Consider the following 18,168-nt stretch of genomic DNA (forward strand, 5'->3'; position numbering starts at 1 on the left):
AACGCATCATTGGGCCGGTATTTGGACGGCAGGTTGACCATGTCGTTCTCACCTCACTCGAGCACTGGACGCCGAGGCGTCATGGGCGTGTGCTGCTCCAGCGCACGGCAGGCGGCCGAGCGTGGCGGCAGCGCACGCAGGGCCGGACAATCATCGGCCGGCAAAAAAGAAGAATTCCTGGTGAACACAGGGTTGCTACAAATGATGCCCCCAGTTTGCCCGTCCGTCAATGTGCTGTCCCGGACACAACCCGCTCGTCCGGGAATAGGCAAGGCTTCCCTGGTCAGGGCACCTCGCCGAAAGATCAGGCAGACCAGCGAGCAAGGGCCGCAGCGCTTTAGACTGGCTGCAGTACGACCCCGAGCAACGATTTCGTGAGGTGACGAAGATGGCAGCAGGAGCGACTCCGGCGCAACGTCAAGAGCGCTCGACGGACGGGTCGGCCATGGAACACCCCGAGCTCGACGTCTTACCCGATTGGCCGAGAGACACCATCGCGGTGCTGGTGACCACCGATCCCGCACCGCACGCGATCCCCGTGTCCTGGCCGGTACGAGCCGGTGATCGCCGCATCCTGCTCAGTCTCAAGTTCGACCGCGGTTCGCTGGCGCGCCTGCGCGAGCGGCCCGATATCGCCCTGCTGATCCTGGGCGGCGGCAATGTGGCGCTGTGCGCGCGCGGCAAGGCGAAGGTGATCGCCGAGGAGATGCCGGGGGCGGCGGACTATGTGGCGGTCCAGCTCGACGTCGAGGTGATCGACGACCATCGCCAATCCGCTTTCGCTGTGGCCCAAGGGATTCAGCGCAACGTGCTGGACGAGAGCGAATTGACCGCCCTCGAGGGCCGGGTGGCCACCTTGCGTCAATGGGCGGACACTCGGAACTGAGCCGACAAACCGCGGGACAACGGTAATAATCAGGTGGAAGGCGGCGCGGATGCGCCGAATGGAAGGGGATCATGTCCGTCACACTCGCCAAAGGCGGCAATGTTTCACTGTCGAAGCAGGCGCCGAACCTCACCAACGTCGCGGTGGGTCTCGGCTGGGATGTGCGCACCACCACCGGGGCCGACTACGACCTCGATGCCAGCGCCCTCGCCACCGGACCGAATCTGAAGGTGTTGTCCGATCAGCACTTCATCTTCTACAACAATCTGAAAACGCCCGACGGCAGCATCGAACACACCGGCGACAACCTCACCGGTGAGGGCGAAGGCGACGACGAGGTGATCAACGTCAACCTCTCCGCGGTACCGCCGACGATCACCAACATCTTCTTCCCGGTCTCCATCCACGACGCCGAAGCTCGCGGTCAGTCGTTCGGCCAGATCCGCAACGCCTTCATTCGCGTCGTCGACCGCAGCAACGGCTCCGAACTGGCCCGCTACGACCTCTCGGAGGACGCGTCCACCGAGACGGCGATGGTCTTCGGCGAGCTCTACCGGCACGGCGGCGAATGGAAGTTCCGCGCCATCGGCCAGGGCTACGCCTCCGGCCTCGCCGGTATCGCCCGCGACTACGGCGTCAACGTCTGAGCTCAGTCCTCGTAGACCGGTGGACGGCGGTCCTTGCGGGCGCGCATGGCTTCGTCGAAGTTGTCGGTAGTGAGGCGGACGTAGATCTGCGCCATGCCCTCGTGCTGCATGTGTGACTCGAAGCTGCCCGCCTCCATCCCGCTCCACAGCATGCGCTTGGTGAGCTCGGTGCCGACGCGGCTGTAGCGCAGGATCTGCTCGGCGAGGTCGTAGCCGGTCTCCAGGAGTTCGTCGCCGGGGACCACCCGGGAGACCAGACCGATCCGCTCGGCTTCGGCGGCGTCGACATCACGTCCGGAGAGCATGATCTCGAAGGCGCGGGAGGAGCCGATGGCGCGGGGCAGCAGGTAGCTGAAACCGAGCTCGGCCGAGGTCAGGCCGTTGTTGATGCCCGCGGCGCGAAAGTAGGCGCGCTCGGCGGCGATTCGGATGTCCGCGCCGACGCTGAGGCAGAAGCCGCCGCCGATGGCCGCGCCGTTGACGGCCGCGATCACCGGCTGGTGCATGCGCCGCAGGGCCAGCATGACGTCGTTGAACAGGTCCATGGACCGGCGCGCGATGCTGGTGCGGGTCAGCCCGGCGACGCCCGGGATGGCGCCGGAGTGTTGCAGATCCGCCCCGGAGCAGAAGCCCTCCCCGGCCCCCGTCAATACGACCGCGCGCACGTCATTGTCCGCGGCGACCGCCTGCAGCGTCTCGCGCAGCGGCACCATCACGTCGAACGCCATGGCGTTCATCCGCTCCGGTCGATTGAGGGTGATCAGCGCGATCTGCGGGCGCGGTTTCTCGACAATCACGAACGACATGTGCACCTCCAGAACTGAAACCTGTTCTAGAACCTACGCGGGAGATCGCTCAGTGCGGGTGGATTCGCCGCCGACCCTGGGAATTCCACGGTCCCGCAGTGGGTTTCGCCCTGTGGCAGGTGTCGCTCGAAGGAGGAAACCCGGGCATGAAGTTTTCGGTCAGTTACAGCCCCACGCATTTCGGTGTCGATCCGGACCGGATCGTCGACCACGCGCGCCACGCCGAAGCGTGTGGATTCGAGGGCTTCTACCTCCCCGAACATCTGGTGCTGTGGCCGGGCGCGCAATTGCACGGTATGGACATCGCGCCGTCGCTGCCCTTCCTCGACCCGCTCGATACCCTCGCCTTCATCGCGGCGGCGACCGAGCGGATCCTGCTGGGCACCGGAGTGCTGTTGCTGCCGTATCGGCATCCCGTTGTGCTGGCCAAGCAGTTGGCCACCATCGATGTGCTGTCCAAGGGGCGGATGCGGTTGCTGACCGTCGGATTGGGCGTCCTGCCCAAGGAAGCGGAAGCCGCCGGCGTCGACTTCCGGGCCCGGGGCCGCCGTACCGACGAGGCCATCGACGTGCTGCGCCTGCTGTGGGCCGGTGGGGAGGAGGGTGTCTCCTTCCACGGCGAATTCTTCGACTTCGAGGACCTCGTACAGTTTCCGAAACCGTACGAGGCCACGACATTGCCGATCCACGTCGGCGGGTCGAGTAACGCGGCCGCCCGCCGGGTGGGTCTGCGCGGCGACGGCTACTTCGCGGGCGGCGCGCTGCTGCCGCAGGAACGCGGCGTGCAATGGGAGCTGGCGCGCGCTACCGCGAAAGCGGCCGGGCGCGACCCGGACACACTGGAATACACCCGTTGGAGTGGCATCGATCTGACCGACGAGCGACTCGAAGCGTTCGCCGCGCAGGGCGTCACGCGCATCGTCGTGAGCGCCACCTCGATGGACCCGGCCGAGCAGCGCGACGAACTCTCGCGGTTCGCCGCGCGCTTCCTGTCCTGACGTCGCTCGGCTGCCGAGCGCCGCGGAATCAGCTCGGGCTGGGCAGCGTTTCGCGGATCAGCTCGGGCCGGGCCGGTTGTTTGGCCTCGAGCAGCGAGAAGTAGCGGCGCAGCATGAGCACGGCGGTCGTGGCCAGGCCCGCGGTGAGGCCCCACCAGACGCCCGCCGATCCGAGGTGCAGCGGGTAGGCGAACAGCAGCGCGCTCGGCAGGCCCACCATCCAATAGCCGATCAGCGAGAGCCGGAACCCGGCGTTGGTCGCGCCGAGGCCGCGCAGCAGGCCGGTGCCGATGTTCTGGGCCGCGTCGAAGAACTGCAGGATGATGCCGATCAACAGCAGGGTGCGGGCGATATCCAGGGTGTGGGTGTCACCCGGCTCCAGGAACGGCCGCAGCACCAGATTCGGGATCAAGATGTAGGCGGCGCCGGTGACCGCCGCGACGACCGCCGCGTGCCGCAGCGCCAGCCAGGCGATGGCTTTCGCGTGCGGGTACTCCGCGCGCGCCACGGCCGTGCTCACCAGGATCGACGCACCGTGGGACAGGCCGATCGCCACCTGGAAGACGATGTAGATGATCTGGTAGACGACATTGTGCGCGGCCAGCGCGCCCGGACCGATACTGCCCATCACCAGTGCCAGCACCGAGAACATGCCCGCCTCGGAGCCGTAGGTCAGCGCGATCGGCGTGCCGAGCTTCAATTCGTCGCGGACCGTCGGCCAATGCACCGGCCACGGGCGGACCGCGAGGGTGTCGCCCAACTCGTCGTCGTAGCGCACCATCGCCCAGAAGACGCCGAAGGTGATCAGATAGACCAGCGAGGTGGCCACACCGACACCGGTGAGGCCGAGCGCGGGCAGTCCGGCCCACCCGTGGATGAAGACCAGGGCCAGAACGAGATTCAGGGCGACCGACCCGAGCGTCACCATCAAGAGCGCTTGCGGACGCTGCATCCCGACGGTGTACTGCCGCAGCACCTGGAACCACAGGCAGGGCAGCAGACCCGGCGCGAGCGCCACCATCAGCGGACGCGCATCGGCCAGAACGCCCGCATCCTGCCCGAGCCAGTGCAGCGACCAGCCGAGACCGATCAGCAGCACGCCGCCGAGAATGCCCGCGATGGTGGCGATCAGAAAACTGGACCGCACCACATCACGCACCGCGCGGTCGGCCGTGTGGCCGTTCTTACCCGCGGCGCTGACCTCGGCGGCGATCCGGTTGCCCGTGCCGGTGATCAACCCGACGCACATGGTGCGAATCTGGTTGAACAGCACCAGCGCCAACCCGCCGGCCGCGACCTGACGCACCCCGAGCGTGCCCATCAACGCGATGTTCGTCGTCGATACGGCGATCTGGGCCAGCTGGGTGAGCGCGATCGGCGTGGCCAGCGCGGTGAGGCGCTTGGAGTCGGCGCGGTACTGCGACAGCATCACCACGCCCCCTCCGCTCCGTACCCGCTGCTCCGACCGATCCTCATCGGGCATTCACCAGTTGATCGGTGCGGTGGGCGGGTGCGTAACGGTCCAGCAGTTCCAGCACCTCGCGTTCGGCGGCGGTGTCGAGCAGATCGCGCTCCTTCATCCAGTCGTCGTCGAAGACTGTGTCCAGGTATTTCTCGCCGCCATCGCAGACGATGGTGACCACGGTCGAGCCGGGCGGGAACTCCGCCAGGCGGGTGAGCCCGGCGTGCACCGAACCGCCCGCGGAGCCGCCGATCATCAGGCCCAGCTTCGCTGCGACCGCCCGAGCGGTGGCGAAGGCGGCCACGTCCGACACCTTGACGCCCTCGTCCAGCAGCGAATAGTCGACGGCGGTACCGATGGTCGCGCCCGGCGGCGTGCCGGTGCCCGACTGCCAGTACGGCCCGCCCGGTCCACCGAACGCGATCGAGCCGACCGGTTCCACACCGATCACATGCGGGGTGCAGCCGAGCTGACGTAACCGGGTCGCGGTGCCGAACAGCGAACCGCCGGTGCCCACCGCGGAGAGCAGGATGTCGACCCGCGGCACGTCTGCCAGCAATTCCTCGGCCACGGGGTAGTAGCCGACCGCGTTGGCGTCATTGTTGTGCTGTTCGGTGAAATAGGCGTCCGGCAGCCCGGCCGCCATCGCCTCGGCCAGGTCTTCCCGGGCCGAGGTGGCCAGGTTGTCATCACCCTCGTCGGCGACGAACACCAGTTCCGCACCCATCGCTCGCATCGCTCGCAACTTGTCCTTACACGCGTGATGATCGACCACTGCGGTAAAGCGATACCCACGTTCGGCAGCAACTACCGCAAGGCCGAGCCCGGTGTTCCCGGACGTCGACTCGATGATATGCCCGCCATCGGGCAGCAAACCGCGCCGCTCGGCATCGTCGACCATGGCGCGCGCCATCCGGATCTTGGCCGCGCCCGTCGGATTGAACTGCTCCAGTTTCAGCAGCAGCCGGGTGCCGGTGTCGGTACGGGCCAGTTCGAACAGCGGGGTGCGGCCGATCAGATCCGTCACGCGCGTGACGAGCGGCATGGGTGTCTCCTCATCAAGGGTCTGCGGGTGGTGCGGTGGAACCGGGGTAACTAGGAGTCGAACGTCCAGCGGACGCGCTCGCCGGGCGCGTCGTGCAGCACGATCTTCGGTGGAATCGGCAGGTCGTGGAAAGCGGATTCGTTCGAATCCATTTGGTAACCGGCGGTATTCGGGTAAATGAGCAGGTCGCCCACCTCGGCGTGCCGGGGCAGCGGGATACGCCGCCAGCTGAGCATGTCGGATTCGAGGCAGGTGGCTGCGCCGACGGCGGCCGGTGTCGGGGTGCCCGGCCGGTGTGGCCACAGCACCGGATCCGGCAGGAACTCGCTGTCGAACCACTGCTCGGACAGGCTGAGGCTGGTTCCGTCCACGGTCAGCACTTGGTACGGCCGGCCGTGCGCGAACCGGGTCTTGCCGCCCTGCACGCGGAACACGGTGCTGCCCGCATTGTCCAGCAGTGCCCGGCCCGGTTCGATGGCCAGCCGGATATCGTTGTCGCGCAACCGCTCTCCCAAACGACGCTGCTCCAGCACCGCCGACAGCATGGCGGGTCCCGGTGCCGGGAAATGGTACGGATAGAACGAGTCGAAGTTCTTACCGGCGTGGAACCACTCGCTGTTCACGCCCGCCGTGAATTCGGTCCAGGCCTGCTCGGGTACGTAATCCACGCCGAATCCACCACCGATCGAGATGGTGGTGACCGGGTGGCCGAGTTTCCGTGCCGCGAGGCAGTGATCGATGAGCTCCTCGGCCTGTCCGGCCCGGGCGGCAGCGTCATACCCCGAGAGGTGAAAACTGAAGCCCTCCAACTGAATCGGCTCCAGCCCGGCCGGCCCCGCCGCACCGATCACCGACATCGCCGCGCCGATCTCGCTATCGGACAGTCCGAACCGGCTCGCCGAACCAGCCGGCAGCACCCGCAGCAGCACCCGCGCCGGCGTCGCCGCCGAGGCGATCCGTTCCAACCGCCGCAACTCGTCCAACGCGTCCAGCGCGATCAACGCCCCGTGCCGCACCGCCAGCCACAGCAGATCATCCGACTTGGCCGGCCCGGTCACCATGAGCTCATTGCCCCGCACACCCTGCGCCAGCGCGGCAGTCAACTCCCCGACACTGGAAACATCGACGCCGGTGCCGTTTTCGGCACAGGCCCGCGCGACACAACCGGCCTTGTTCGCCTTCTTGCCGTAGTAGATCGCGCCGTCGACACCCGCGTCCACGAAGACATCACGGAAACCCTGGATATTGCGCGCGACCCGCTGCGGATACATCAGATGAAACGGACCACCTACCGCAAAGGCGATGTCCTCCAGCAGGTGCTGGTCATCTAGGACCCGCTGCTCCCACTCGTCACGATGAGCGGGCAGGGGGAGAGCGACGGTGTCCACCGAAATAGTTTCCGAGGCAGTCGCTTCCGAATCGATCGACGCGGACGGTTCCGTATCCGTAGCCTCGTCGGAACAGGCGACCTCGGAGGAGGCATCGGCGAAAGGAACCGCGGGCGCTTCGGTCTTGTCCAGATCCGGGCGGGGTTTCCGATCCCACCTGGCGCGCTGCGCCGGGGGTTCGGCTGAGGCGCGCATCGATGAAACAGGCTGTGCGGCAGCCGCTTCTCGGCGCAGGGGGTCGACCGCAGGTTCCGGAACTGATTTCTGTGGGGCGACATCTTTGACTGCGCCGGTGCGGCGGATGTCGTCCAGGAAGGGACCGGCCAGGGGTGAGTCGCCCTGGGTGCTGGTGTCGACGGAGGTCTTCGTGTCGGCCGTGGCCTGGGTGTCGGTGTCGAGGGGGCTCTTGCTGTCGGCCGTGACGTGAGTGTTGGTGACGATTGAGTTTTTCTGCGCACCCGTGACCTGGGTTTCGGCATCGACCGGTGCGTCGTCCCCGCCCTTAGTCTCGCTCGCGAGGTTGGTGTCGGTGTCGACGGGAGCGGCGTCTTCGGTGTTGTCCGGGGTTTTGGTGTCGAGAGCGGTCCCGGGGTGGCTCGCGAACTGGGTCTCGGCGTTGACGGGCGACTCGCTCGGGCCTCCGACCTGTGCCTCGGCGTCCGCGGGTGTCCTGTCCCCGGCCTGGGCCTCTACTTCGCCCTCGCCCTCGGAGTGGTCGGCGTCGATCGGGTCCTCTTCGACCGAATTGCGAACAGCTGCCGCGATATCGTCCGGCATGGTCGAGTGCTGCACTGCCGGGTCAGCGTCAACGTCACTCGGAATCAGTGTTTGCGAAACCGATTCGCCAGCCGTCCCATCCATTTCGAGTTCGGCCGGTGTGATGTCATCGATGCACGGCTCACCCTCGTTCTCGATGTCTGTATCAGTTGCGAGATCATGCGTGACTTCGCCGCTGCGGAACTCGTTCAGCGGATCATCGGCAGACCCGCCGAACACCGCGGCGGTAGGCGCGTTGGTCGTCGTGCCGAGTGATTCGGTGGTGGTTGTGTCGGTCCCGACCACAGTTGTGCCGGTTGCTGATTCGGTGGGAGTCGCCTCGTTCTGGACTCCGGTCGAGTCGAGGGTCGCCGACTCGACAGTTTCCGAGGTGCCGGAGCCGAGCTCGATCGACTCGGAAGCGGTCACCTCCTCCGATCGTGCATCGATGACTGCGAGTTCGTCGGAGAACATTTCAGGAAAGTCAGCTTCAGCTGCGAGTTCGGGCGTGGTTCCGCCCGTTGAGAATTCATCCAGCGGATCGTCGGCGGGAGCGTCGACCAACTCGGTCGATTCGGCAGCGGCCACCGCGCTCGGACGCGCATCGAGTTCGCCGTAGATCTCTTCGGGGAAGCCCGCATCAGCAATGAGATCGACTTCGCTCGAGCGGAATTCGTTCAGCGGATCGTCGGCTGGGGCCACATCGACCAACTCGGCTTCGCTATCGTCCCCTGGTGTGTGGGTTGCGGCTTCGGTGTCGTCCGCTGTGGTGCTTGCCAGTTCCGCGATAGTCGCCTCGACCTCGCACGCTGCCGGGTTACCGGCCGCCAACGCTTCCGCTGTGCCGGAACCGGACTCGATCGATTCAAGGGCCGTCGCCGCGCAGCGCTGCGTATCGGTAACCGTCAGTTCGTCGGCGACTGTCTCGGGGGTGCCCGCTTCAGTTGTGGTTGACGGCGTGCGCTTTCGGGACTTCGACTTCTTACGCCCGGGGCGAGCGCCGCCGGGGCCGGGGTGGGCATCGACGGGCTTGCTGTCGGCCGTGGTCGGTTCGGTGGCGACGCGGGGGTCGGGTTCGGGGTTGGGGACGTGGGGGTCTGGGGGGTCGGGGATGCGGGGGTTCTGGTCCGGGGGGCTCGGATCGCGTGGATCGGGGTCCGGGGATCGGGGGTCGGGGTCCGCGGGGCCGTCGGGGGCCGGGCCGGGGATCCGCGGGTCGTGGTCGGCCTTCGCGGGGGCGTCGGATTCCACGTCGAACAGCGCCAGATTGTCGGTATCGAACAGGCCTATGGTCAGTTCGGCGGTGGAGTCTAATCCCACAGGGGCACCTCCGTGCCGCGTCCTTCGGCGATCGCACGCTCGGCGAGGGCGTGCGCGACAGCGATATCGGTGAGCACGAGTCCAGAGTTGTAGACGAAGATCTTCTCTTCGTCGCTGCGGCGCGCCACGGCGCGGCGGGACAATATTTGCGGCAGTTCCGCGTCCACCGTCCGCAGCCGCCCGTCCGGCCCGGCCATGTCGGTGCCGGTCAGCTGCATTTGCTCGGCGCTGGTGGCGACGACGCGGTCGGCCTCGATCAGGGTGGACGGGGCCAGCCCGTACCCGACGAGGACCACGGTGGAACCCGGCGCCACGTCAGCGGCTTCGAGCGCGACCTCGGTGCCGGGGCCCGCGGTCGCGAGCACCACGTCGGCGTGCGCGGCGGCCGCGCGCGCGTCGGTCACGGTTTCCAGCAGGGCGTGCGGATGGTGTTCGGCCAGTTGGCGGTGCACCGCGTCGATGCCCTCCGGATGTGTGCCGTACAGCATCAACTTGCGCAGCCCGGGGTTCGCGGCGAGCAGATGCGGCAGGGCGTTGCGGCCCTGGGTGCCGGTGCCGATGAGCAGCACGCTCTCCGCGCCGCGGCGCATGGTCTCGCGCACCAGCAGCGCCGACACGGCCGGGGTGCGCAGCGCGCCGACGCGGGCGCAGTCCATCATCGCGATCGGCGCACCGGTGGTGTCGTCGTAAAGGGTGATGGTGGTGTAGTAGCGCTTGGTGCTGCGGTCGTGGCCGGGGTCGAACTTGTAGGAGGTCTTCATCGCCACGACGCGGCGGCGGCCGTCCCGGCCGAGCATCGCGTAGGCCACCGACCAGCCGTCCGGATTCGCCACGCTGAGTTTGCGTGGATTGTCCGAAAGTCCCTCGGCAAAGGCCAGATACGCGTCCTCCACCGCGCGCACGACATCGGCGGGCGTGATCGGTACGTCGGCCAGATCGGTTCGGCTCAGTACGCGCAATGGCGTCGCTCGATCACGAGTGTTCAACGGATCCTCGATCATCTCGGTCCCAACCTGCTCCCGCCACCGCATCCGCTCGCGCCGACTCCGCCGGCCGCGCACCACCAGCGAACGGGGCGACAATTCGCTGGCCGTACCCATTCTCGTCGGCTTCCGCGGCCCGGCGCCGCCGTTCGGGCAGGCGGATGTTGACGCGCTTGAGCCACCGGTCGGTGCCGTCGTACCGCGCGGTGAAGGGCACCCGGCCGTGCACGGCGACGTCGTTGTCCACCAGCAGCAACTCGCCGGGGTGCAGTGCGGCGGTGACGCAGACCCGTTCCAGTTCGGCCGTCAGATGCGCGTAGGCCGCGCGGAACTCCGGCCCGGCGTCATCGAGCGGAGTGTAAGCGGGGTCGTAGCGAAGGGTGAGATCCGCTGTGCCGTCCAGGGTTTCGGACCAAATGGTGGGCAGGGGCGGCGCGGTGTGCCGCTCGTGTCCGGTGCCGTAGGAGACGTCCGGCAGGATCGGCAGCGTGGGCGTCCGGAGCAGCCGGTGCTCGTCCGCGCTGAGTACGACCCGCCGCACCGAGGACACCGTGGTGCCGACCAGATCGGGGTTGCGCAGGCAGCCCAGCATCAGCAGGTTCGCGCGCTGCGGATGGAACGCGTCCTCGGTGTGCGGGGACAGCAGCGCCTTGCTGCTCGCGCCGGACTGCTCGTCTTCGTGCCCCGGCGTGGGCAGGATGTTGTTCACCAGCCGCCCGTCCTGCTGGCCCTGCCAACCGAAAGGCTCACCGGCGCAACGCGCCAGCAGCAACATGACGATGTCCAGTTCGCTCCAGCGCACCGCCTCGCGCCAGCTGTGCGGCGTCGGCCCGAGTTCGTCGTCGGACAGCGGCAGACTGCTGACGATGGTGGCGCCCGCGCTAGTGGCGGGTGCGCGCATGGCTTCGCGCACGGTGCCGGGCAATTCGGTGGACCAGCGATCGATATGTCCGGCGAGCGCCGGGTTGGTCAGCGCCCGGCCGACTCCGCCGGGCTGCGCGGCCAATGTGGTGCAGATCTCACGGGCGAGCGCACGCACCGCCTGGCCGTCCGCCGACGGGAGCTCGCGTCGTTCGATGTCCTGTGGGTGAAGCGTTTTACGTTCGGAGAGAACGCTTTTCACCGGGAGGTCCCTTCTTCGCATTAGTCGAAAAGCGGGTTAAGACGTGTCGCACTGCGAAGCTAGTACCTCGCGCCGCCTTAAGCAAGGCTTACCTAAGCGAGTCGGGAAAAATAGCGAAGTCGCATGAAATCGTAGGGGTCGCGTAGCTATCGGTCCAACGCAGTGCCGCGTGTCGAGGGTGGAAATCCGTTGAGCAGGGACGATGCCGGTCCCCGCGGGTGTTCAGGAGTCTTGGCACCGGCGGACGGACAGCTTTGCGCTAACCGAGTAGCTCGCGGGTTGCGCTGTGTGCCGGTTCGGCGAGAATCGATGCGGCGAAGCCGGATTCGACGATCCGGCCCTGATCCAGCACGATGACACCGGCGCAGTGCCCCGCCACCAGTCTCATGTCGTGGGTGATCACCAGCAGGGCGGTGCCGCGCGCGGCGCGGATGCGATCCAGCAGGCGCATGATCGACGACGCGGTCGCGTGATCGAGCGCGGAGGTGATCTCGTCGCAGACGAGCACGGCGGGTTCGGCCGCCAAGGCGCGCGCCAGCGCGACCCGCTGGCGCTGCCCGCCGGATAGTTGATGCGGATAGCGGCGCGCCAATTCCGGTGCGAGGTCGACGGATTCGAGTAGATCGGTGATCCGTTGCGGCACAGCGCTTTTCGATACGCCACCGATGCGGCGCAGCGGGCGCGCCAGGGTTTGGGCGACGGTTCGGCGCGGATTCAGCGCGGACAGCGGATTCTGGGTCACCAGCTGGATTCCGTTCCCCGCGTAACGGATTCGGCGGCCGCGGCCGAGGCGCACGGGCCTACCGCCGAGCTCCAGCGATCCGGTCGCGGTGCGATGCAGCCCCGCGATCACCCGCGCCAGGGTGGTCTTCCCGGCCCCGGACGCGCCTACCACCGCCAGCGCCGAGCCCGCGCCCAGTTCGAAGTCGACCGCCGACAGGACGGGTCGCCCACAGATCTCCGCGGTGATGTTGCTAGCGCGTAGCACGGCTTTTTGTCGGTCCGCACCATTACGATCTGCCGCATGAAAGCCATTGGGACCTTCTCCGTCGCCGCCTTCGTCCCGACCGACGTCGTGCCCGACCCACCGATCAGCACCGCGCTTCCGGTCGGCATCGCCACGATGGAGAAGCAGTTCGCCGGCGAACTCACCGGCCGCTCGGCGACTTTGTTCACCTCCGCCTTCGATATGTCCACCGGTGCGGGCACCTACCTCGCGATGGAATCCTTCGAGGGCACCCTCGACGGCCGCACCGGCAGCTTCAACTTCGTCCACTCGGCGACCACCGGCGGCACCGATCGCACGAACGAGTTCTTCCTCATCGTCCCCAACAGCGGCACCGGTGAGCTCACCGGCATCACCGGCACCGGCGGGTTGAGCGTCGATGCCGAAGGCGGGCACCACATCTGGTTCGACTACGAACTTCCCGGCGCGTAGCTCCTCCGGTAGCGGCGTGCCGAGCTCGAGGATGCTGTCGGCGACGGCGTGAATGGTGGCGGTGTCGTGCCCGGACAGCAGCACCGCGATGCCGCGTTCGGTCGCGACGCGCCGCAACAACTCGGCGATTTCGGTGCGCAGGGTGCCGTGCAGTCCGGCGAGCGGTTCATCGAGGACGAGGATTTCGGTGCGCCGCACCAGCGCACGGGCCAGGGCGACGCGGCGCTGCTGCCCGCCCGAGAGTTCTGCCGGATACCGGCGCAGATGTTCGGCGGAAAGCCCGACCAGCGCCAATGTTTCGAGCAGCGCGGTGTCGGCGGGATCGTCCGCGACCTCGGCCAGCAACTTGCGGACCCGCATGAGGGGATTGAGCGACGAACCGGGATCCTGGCCGACATAGGCGATGTGACGGTGGCGGAATCGTTGCAGCGCAGCAGGATCCAGCGCGAACACATCCTGATCGGCTACCGTCACCGACCCGGTCGAGCGAGCCGCACCCGCCGGTAGGTGGCCGAGCAGAGCGCGCATCAGCGTGGTCTTGCCCGATCCCGAGGGACCGGTCAGCGCGGTGACTGTGCCCGGCCTGATGCGAAAGCTGATGGGCCCGAACAGCTCCTGGCCGTTATGACCGCGCACAGCCAACGCCTCGACGACCACAACCGCGTCATCCGGCGGGAACTCCGTCGTGTCGTTCGACTGCGGCTGTCCCGTTCCGGCGCTTCGGCGTTCCGGACAGGCGGGGGAGCGCGCATCGCCGTCTACGGTCGTTTCGGGATAACCGATGGAACCCGCTTCGGTACCGGCATCGACCTGTTCCGCCGAACCCGCTGGATCAAGGGGATGCGCCGAGCCGAATCGTGATGTCAGCGCCGCGGCATCGGCCGAGTCCACACTCGGCCCGGATCGACCTTCCGCGCGGCCGAATCCGTCGACCGCGAGGTTCACGCTGACGGCGACGATCGCGATCGCGAGGCTTGGTGCGAGCACGGACCACGGGTTGAGTAGCAGCCCGGAGGTGTTCTCGCGCACCATGACCGCCCAGTTCGCGGCGCCCAGACTGGTCGGCAACTGCAGGAACGACGCGGTGCTGACCATGTAGACGCCGACGACGAAACGCAGGCCGAGCTGGGAGGCGAGTACCTGGCGCAGGTTCGGGACGACTTCGCGAAAAACCAGGTGCGGCAGCCGTTCACCGCCGGCCTCGGCGCTTTCGACGTAGCCGCTGGCCGCGATTCCCGCTGCCGCTGCCGCGAAGACCCGGGCGCAGTAGGGCGCCCCGAACAGCAGCGCGACCACGACCAGTCCGTAGGTGCCCGCGTCCGGCCAGGAGGTCAGCACGAGCAGGATGCCGAGCACGGCGGGCATCAGCATCGCGAAATCGGTCGCGCTCTCGATGAGAACGCCGACCCGCGGGCGCAGCGCCGCGACCGTACCCAGTACACACGCCACCGCGGTCACGAGAATGGCGATCGCCGCGGCCACGATCAGCAGACCCCAACCGCCATAAAGTAATTGGCTGAACACGTCGCGGCCCAGGCGATCGGTTCCCAGCCAGGCATCGGCACTCGGCCGGCCGAACGGAATGCCGATCGCTTGCTCCGCCGGGCGCGGCGCCAGCGACGGCCCCAGCGCGGCGGCCACGATGACGAGCAGCGCGGGCAGGATGGTCAGGAGCGGGGCGAGGCGCGCCCGCCAGTGCGACAGTCTCATCCGCGCCCCCGCAGCGACCAGGCGCGGATGCCGTCGGCGACCGCGAGCATCACCATGATGGCCACACCGGACAGGGCGACGACGGCGGCGACGACCGAGGTATCCCGGTCGGCGACCGAACCGGCCAGCACGGCACCGAGTCCCGGATAATTGAAGATGGTCTCGACCACCAGCGAGCCGCCGAGCACCATGCCGACGGTGGTGGCGAAGCTGGCCACGATGGTGGGCGCCGCGAACGGAAGAACGTGGCGAACCAGCAGCACCCGAGTCGAAAGGCCGTCCAGGACAGCGCTGTCGACGTGTGGCGCCTGCGCCGCGTCGGCGAGTGCGGCGCGCACCACCCGCGTGTTCCAGCCGATCTGCGGGATGGCCAGCGCGAGTACCGGCAGCACCAGCATGTCCGCGCTGACCGGGAACCCGGAGCGGTCGGTGATGGTGACGGCGGGCAGCCAGCCGGTGGCCAACGCGAACACCATGATCAGTAGCGTCGCGAGGACGAATTCCGGCACCGCCGCCGCAACCGTGGTCGCTGGCTGCAGGATTCGGGTCAGCGCGGTCCGCGATCGGGCGGCCCAACCGGCCGAGTTGTTCCGCTCCGGAGCGCCGGTCCTGGCACTGCCGCCCACAGTGACGCGCTCGGGTCTCGAGCCCGCTCCCAGTGGCGGTGTGGCGGCGGCCCACCATGCCCCGACGAGCAGTGAAACCACCACCGTCACCACGAGCGCGAGCCCACCGAGCAGCAGCGTCGGCGGAAACTTGTCCGCGAGCAGCTCATTGATGGAGCGGCCCCGCGCCGTGCGACCGAAGTCGCCGGTCAGCACGCCCGTCATCCAGTCGAAGAATCGCACGACCAGCGGCCGGTCCAGGCCGAGTTCGTGTTCCTTGGCCGCGACCTGCTGCGCCGACGCCTCGCGGCCGAGGACCGCGCGGCCGGTTCCACCCGGCAGCAGATCCACGGCCACGAAAACCGTTGCCAGCAGCGCGATCAGCAGGCCGACGCGCCGGAACACCAGTCGTGCGAAGGACTTCACTCCAGCCAGGCCCGTTCCAGCTGCACGCGGGCGAAGCCGCCGAGCGTGGGCAGGTCACGCACCTTGGCGGAGGCGATGTCGATGCCGTCGGCCATGCCCCACACCAGATAGCCGCCGCGGTCGTGCTGGATCCGCTGCAGCGTCTTGCAGGCCGCCACGTATTCCGCGTCATCACGCGCCGCGAGGGCTTTCGCGGTGGCCGCGTCGAATTCCGGGTCCTTGAAGGCGGTTTCGTTGCGGTTGGACCGGCTCGACAGCAGTTTGTCGGCGTAGAACAGGGTGGAGTCGTTGGTGCCCCAGGACACCGTGTAGAACGGCGCGTTCAACCAGGTCTGGTCGTAGAAGGCGTTGGACTCCTGCGTGACGATCTCGAGCTTGATCCCGATCTCGGTGAGCTGGGTGGCGAGCACCCGGGCGGACTCCACCTCGCCGGGCGCTTCGGCTTTGGTGACCAGCGGATAGGTCTTGCCGGTATCGAAGTTCGCCTCGCGCAGCAGGGTTTTCGCCCGTTCCACCTCGCGGACCCGCTGCGGGATCGAGGTGTCGTAGTTCGGGTCGGCGGTGCCGAGAATGTCGTTAGCGACGGTGCCGTATCCCGAATGCACCTGGTCCACCAGGGCTTTCCGGTCGACGCCGAGCCGGATCGCGGTGCGCACCCGGGCATCGGCGAACGGTCCGTCCGAGGTCCGCATCGCCACACCCAGCATGGTGTCGTTCGAGCGCCGCACGACCTGCAGATCGCCCCGCCCCTCGGCGGTCCGGCCGGCGATCGCGCCCACGTTGGAAGCCAGATCGATCTGTCCGCCGAGCACCGCGTTGCCCAGCGCCGTGGCGCTTTCGAACATGGTCACCTCGATGGCGTCCAGCAGCGGCGCGGGCCCGTGCCAGCGCTCGTTGCGCACCAGCCGCGCGTTGCCGCCCTGGTAGGACTCCAGCCGGAACGGTCCGGTACCGACAGCCTTGGTGAAATCGGTGGTGCCCGCCTTCACGGTGAAGGTCATCAACCGGACCAGCAGCGGCAGTTGGGAATTGGGTTCCGGCACGGTCAGGACGATCCGGTTGGGCCCGTCCGCGTTGATGTCTTCGGCGGCGACCGGCATCTTCGACGCCCCGCCGACCGTGCGCAGCCTGCGCAGCGACCACACCACATCCTCGGAGGTGACCGGCGTCCCGTCGTGGAAGGTCGCGCCCTCGGCGAGGGTGAAGGTCCACCGCTTGCGTTCGGCGTCGGACTCCCACTTGCTCGCCAGCCGCGGCGCCACGTTCGGGTCCGCGCCGGGCACGGTCAACGCGTCGTAAACCAGTGCGGTGATGAGGAAGTCGCTGTCGTTGCTGAGATTGGCGTGCGGGTCGCGTTCGATCCGCGCCGCGGTGCCCACCGCGCCGACCCGGAGCGTCCCGCCGCGCGCCGGCCCGCTGGACTTCTCGCCGTCCGAGCACGCGGCCAGCAGCAGTAGCGCTCCGACTCCTACGCCGCCTCGTAGCAGCTGTCGCCGATTCCAATCCATGCCGGTGCCTTCCTCGATAACCGCGTGCCCCGCCGGAACACGCCGACGGCCAGGCCAGGCTAGCCTAATTCGCCTGGCGGCTCGCCGGATATCGGCTCCCCGCACAGTCGCCCGGCGCGCACACCACCAAACGGCCGCCGTCGCAGGTATTTCGAACGCGCCGCGCGGACCTGCGACGACGCGCCGGACGACGATCGCCACCGGCCCTCGTTTGCGTTGTTCGTCGCAATCCGGGGGAGCACTCCGAAACACCTGGATGATGGAGGAGTGCTCCCGAAAATGACCGGCGTTGTGGCCGCTGCGATGGTGACCCTGGTTCTCGCCGGATGCGGGGGCGCGGGCACGCTGACACCGATCCCCGAGGGGATACCGCCCGGGCCGGGCCTGCCCGTGCCCGCGATCGATCTCGATGCGCCCGGCCGTTCCGCCGCACAACTGACGGACTGGGCCGACGGGCAGAGCGGCCTCGGCATTCCGGATGTCGCCCTGTCGGCCTACGGGTACGCCGCGGCGGTCATGGCCAGATCCCGGCCGGATTGCGGCATCGCCTGGACGACTCTCGCCGGGATCGCCAGCGTGGAGAGCAAACACGGCACCCACGGCAGGTCGGAGCCCGGCGCCGACGGCGCCGTACGCCCGCCGATCATCGGGATACCGCTGGACGGTGCGCCGGGCGTCGCCGAAATCAGGGATACCGACGGCGGCAAGCTCGACGGCGACACGGTGTACGACCGCGCCGTCGGCCCACTGCAATTCATCCCGGAGACGTGGCGGCGCTGGGGCGTAGACGCCAACGGCGACGGTTTCGCCGATCCGCACAGCATCGACGACGCGGCGCTCACCGCGGCGCGATACCTGTGCGCGAGCGGCGGCGATCTCACCTCCGAAGTCGGTTGGCATCGCGCGCTTCTGACCTACAACCAGTCCAATCAGTACATGCGCACCGTGCGCGACCGCGCCGCCGCCTATAGCGTCGGCCGGCGGGTGTGAGGTGCGCGCCCCGACAGTTCCAGGGACTTTTTGAGTGTGTGCCAAGGGTCGGGCCGCACAGCACTGCGCTAGGCTCG

The 18,168-nt window shown here is 68.0% G+C and carries 14 protein-coding genes and 1 pseudogene; 5 read left to right on the forward strand and 10 right to left on the reverse strand.

Features of this window, described 5'->3' with window-relative positions; translation table 11 throughout:
• Nucleotides 1-388 precede the first annotated feature (388 nt).
• Nucleotides 389-886 carry a hypothetical protein gene (locus tag BJ987_RS10090; RefSeq protein ID WP_209887307.1) on the forward strand — a complete coding sequence of 166 codons (498 nt, stop codon included), beginning with the start codon at nt 389-391 and terminating at the stop codon, nt 884-886.
• A gap of 71 nt (nt 887-957) precedes the next feature.
• Nucleotides 958-1,533 (forward strand): TerD family protein, encoded by a 576-nt coding sequence (locus BJ987_RS10095; RefSeq protein ID WP_209887310.1) that lies wholly within the window; start codon nt 958-960, stop codon nt 1,531-1,533.
• 2 nt (nt 1,534-1,535) lie between these two features.
• Here BJ987_RS10095 and BJ987_RS10100 read toward each other — a convergent pair whose 3' ends face one another.
• Entirely contained in the window at nt 1,536-2,339 is an 804-nt protein-coding gene (locus BJ987_RS10100) for an enoyl-CoA hydratase (protein ID WP_209887313.1), read from the reverse strand.
• 146 nt (nt 2,340-2,485) lie between these two features.
• On the opposite strand from BJ987_RS10100, the gene BJ987_RS10105 reads away from it, so the two are divergent.
• Complete coding sequence (locus BJ987_RS10105; RefSeq protein WP_209887316.1) at nt 2,486-3,337, forward strand: LLM class F420-dependent oxidoreductase; 852 nt, start codon at nt 2,486-2,488, stop codon at nt 3,335-3,337.
• Between the two features lie 28 nt (nt 3,338-3,365).
• On the opposite strand, the gene BJ987_RS10110 is transcribed toward BJ987_RS10105, so the two are convergent.
• The 6 genes from BJ987_RS10110 to BJ987_RS10135 form a co-directional block, all read right to left on the reverse strand.
• Nucleotides 3,366-4,766 (reverse strand): MATE family efflux transporter, encoded by a 1,401-nt coding sequence (locus BJ987_RS10110; protein ID WP_209898135.1) that lies wholly within the window; start codon nt 4,764-4,766, stop codon nt 3,366-3,368.
• A gap of 43 nt (nt 4,767-4,809) precedes the next feature.
• Nucleotides 4,810-5,844, reverse strand: coding sequence for a PLP-dependent cysteine synthase family protein (locus BJ987_RS10115; RefSeq protein ID WP_209887319.1), 1,035 nt, complete (start codon nt 5,842-5,844; stop codon nt 4,810-4,812).
• 50 nt (nt 5,845-5,894) lie between these two features.
• On the reverse strand, nt 5,895-9,308 hold the full coding sequence (locus BJ987_RS37985) for a type III PLP-dependent enzyme domain-containing protein (protein ID WP_307869557.1): 3,414 nt from the start codon (nt 9,306-9,308) through the stop codon (nt 5,895-5,897).
• On the reverse strand, nt 9,299-10,309 hold the full coding sequence (locus BJ987_RS10125; RefSeq protein ID WP_209887322.1) for an ornithine cyclodeaminase family protein: 1,011 nt from the start codon (nt 10,307-10,309) through the stop codon (nt 9,299-9,301). The genes BJ987_RS37985 and BJ987_RS10125 overlap by 10 nt, the downstream gene beginning before the upstream one ends.
• Nucleotides 10,281-11,414, reverse strand: coding sequence for a TauD/TfdA family dioxygenase (locus BJ987_RS10130; protein WP_209887325.1), 1,134 nt, complete (start codon nt 11,412-11,414; stop codon nt 10,281-10,283). The genes BJ987_RS10125 and BJ987_RS10130 overlap by 29 nt, the downstream gene beginning before the upstream one ends.
• Before the next feature lie 259 nt (nt 11,415-11,673).
• Entirely contained in the window at nt 11,674-12,402 is a 729-nt protein-coding gene (locus BJ987_RS10135) for an ATP-binding cassette domain-containing protein (RefSeq protein ID WP_307869887.1), read from the reverse strand.
• A 36-nt stretch (nt 12,403-12,438) separates the two neighbouring features.
• Here BJ987_RS10135 and BJ987_RS10140 point away from each other — a divergent pair, with 36 nt between their 5' ends.
• Nucleotides 12,439-12,852 (forward strand): DUF3224 domain-containing protein, encoded by a 414-nt coding sequence (locus tag BJ987_RS10140; protein ID WP_209898141.1) that lies wholly within the window; start codon nt 12,439-12,441, stop codon nt 12,850-12,852.
• A 78-nt stretch (nt 12,853-12,930) separates the two neighbouring features.
• Here the strand turns inward: BJ987_RS10140 and BJ987_RS37205 are convergent.
• The 3 genes and pseudogenes from BJ987_RS37205 to BJ987_RS10155 all read right to left on the reverse strand — a co-directional run.
• Nucleotides 12,931-14,562 (reverse strand): annotated as a pseudogene (locus BJ987_RS37205) (ATP-binding cassette domain-containing protein); the annotation flags it as partial.
• Nucleotides 14,559-15,593 (reverse strand): ABC transporter permease, encoded by a 1,035-nt coding sequence (locus BJ987_RS10150; RefSeq protein ID WP_307869558.1) that lies wholly within the window; start codon nt 15,591-15,593, stop codon nt 14,559-14,561. The pseudogene BJ987_RS37205 and the gene BJ987_RS10150, both read right to left, overlap by 4 nt.
• Entirely contained in the window at nt 15,590-17,101 is a 1,512-nt protein-coding gene (locus BJ987_RS10155; protein WP_209887328.1) for an ABC transporter substrate-binding protein, read from the reverse strand. The genes BJ987_RS10150 and BJ987_RS10155 overlap by 4 nt, the downstream gene beginning before the upstream one ends.
• Before the next feature lie 279 nt (nt 17,102-17,380).
• Here BJ987_RS10155 and BJ987_RS10160 point away from each other — a divergent pair, with 279 nt between their 5' ends.
• Nucleotides 17,381-18,091 (forward strand): lytic transglycosylase domain-containing protein, encoded by a 711-nt coding sequence (locus tag BJ987_RS10160; RefSeq protein WP_209887331.1) that lies wholly within the window; start codon nt 17,381-17,383, stop codon nt 18,089-18,091.
• Nucleotides 18,092-18,168: the final 77 nt, after the last annotated feature.

This window comes from Nocardia goodfellowii, assembly GCF_017875645.1.
In the GTDB taxonomy this organism is placed as follows: Bacteria; Actinomycetota; Actinomycetes; order Mycobacteriales; family Mycobacteriaceae; genus Nocardia; species Nocardia goodfellowii.